The 1847-nt window shown below is 69.5% G+C and carries 2 protein-coding genes; both read left to right on the top strand.

The window, feature by feature from the left end:
- Positions 1–943: carbohydrate ABC transporter permease (locus tag C6N75_RS28985; protein ID WP_258177672.1), on the top strand; the 943-nt coding region annotated here is incomplete at its 5' end.
- Between the two features lie 22 nt (positions 944–965).
- A complete protein-coding gene (locus C6N75_RS28990; RefSeq protein ID WP_105871816.1) occupies positions 966–1841 on the top strand; it encodes a carbohydrate ABC transporter permease in 876 nt (291 codons plus the stop codon).
- The last annotated feature ends 6 nt before the right edge of the window (positions 1842–1847 follow it).

Genomic DNA, 1847 nt, shown 5'->3' on the forward strand with positions numbered 1-1847 from the left:
GAGCCGCCGGAGGCGGGGCCGGCGCCCCCGCACCGGCGGCGGCCCCGGCCCCGCCTCCGGCGGCTCCGGCGGCCTCGCGGCCGAAGTCCGCCGCAACCTCACCGCCCACGGCTTCCTCATCGGCGCGGTGCTCTGCTTCTCCTTCTTCTCGTGGTACCCGATGGTCCGCGAGTTCCTGCTCGCCTTCCAGAAGGCCGAGGACGGCCGGACCGAGTGGGTCGGCCTGGACAACCTCGCCAAGATCGTCAACGACCCGGCGTTCGGCCAGGCCTGGCTGAACACCCTCTGGTTCACCCTGCTCGCCCTCGTCCTCGGCTTCGCCGTGCCGTTCGTCCTCGCCCTCGTCATCAACGAGTTCCGGCACGGCCAGGGCTATCTGCGGCTGCTGGTCTACCTGCCGGTGATGCTCCCGCCGGTCGCCTCGGTACTGCTCTTCCGCTACCTCTACGACCCGGGGTACGGGCTGTTCAACGAGGTCCTCGGCGTCTTCGGGATACCCGCCCAGCCATGGCTCCAGGACCCCGACACCGCGATGCTCTCCGTCGTCATCGCCTCCACCTGGATGAACATGGGCGGCGCCACCCTGATCTACCTGGCCGCCCTCCAGGACATCCCCGGCGAGCTGTACGAGGCCGCCGAGCTGGACGGCGCCGGCATCCTGCGCAAGGTCTGGCACGTCACCATCCCGCAGACCCGGCTGGTGCTCTCGCTGATGCTGCTGATGCAGGTCATCGCCACCATGCAGGTCTTCACCGAACCGTTCCTGCTCACCGGCGGCGCCGGCCCCGAGGGCTCCACCACCACGGTCGTCTACCTGATCTACCAGTACGCCTTCAACTTCAACGACTACGGCGCCGCCGCGGCGCTCGGCCTGCTGCTGCTCGTCGTCCTCGCCGGGTTCTCCGCCGGGTACGCCCGGCTCAGCCGCGACCAGGACGCCTGAGCAGGCCGGGGGGAAGACACCGATGTCCACACGCACGCTCATCTCACCGGCCGCCCTGGCCCGCCCGCGCGGCCGCACCCTCTACTGGATCTGCTTCGCCCTGGTCGTCACGCTCTTCACGCTGGCCTTCCTCGGCCCCCTGTACTGGATGGTCTCCGGCGGCCTCAAGACCACCCAGGAGGTCGTGCAGACCCCGCCCACCTGGGTGCCCGGCTCCGTCCACCCGGAGAACTACACCCGCGCCTGGGAGGTCATGGACCTCGCCCGGCTGCTGCTCAACACCGCGTACTACGCCTTCGGGGCGCTCGCCTTCCAACTGGTGCTGGACGTGGCCGCCGCCTACTCGCTGTCCAAGCTGCGCCCGGTGCTCGGCAAGGCGATCCTCGGCATGATGCTGGCCACCCTGATGATCCCGGCCACCGTGCTGGTCGTGCCGCAGTACCTCACCGTCCTCGACGTGCCGGTGTTCGACCGCAACCTGCTCAACTCGCCCTGGGTGATCTGGCTGCCCTCGGTCACCAACGCCTTCAACATCTTCCTGCTGAAACGCTTCTTCGACTCCGTGCCCAAGGAGCTGCTGGACGCCGCCGCCATGGACGGCGCAGGACCGGTGCGCACCCTGTGGTCCATCGTGCTGCCGATCTCCCGCCCCGTCCTCGGCGTGGTGTCGATCTTCGCGGTGGTCGGCGTCTGGAAGGACTTCCTCTGGCCGATGCTCACCCTGCCCGACCCCGGCGCGCAGACCCTCAACGTCGGCATCTACTCGCTGGCCACCAGCGTCCCGGAGAACGTCCTGATCGCCGCGCTGACCATCGCCTCCCTGCCCACCCTGCTGGTCTTCCTGCTGTTCCAGCGCAACATCATGGGCGGCCTGACCGCCGGCGGCCTCAAGGGCTGACCGCCG

It is taken from the genome of Streptomyces solincola (assembly GCF_002982015.1).
Lineage (GTDB): Bacteria > Actinomycetota > Actinomycetes > Streptomycetales > Streptomycetaceae > Streptomyces > Streptomyces solincola.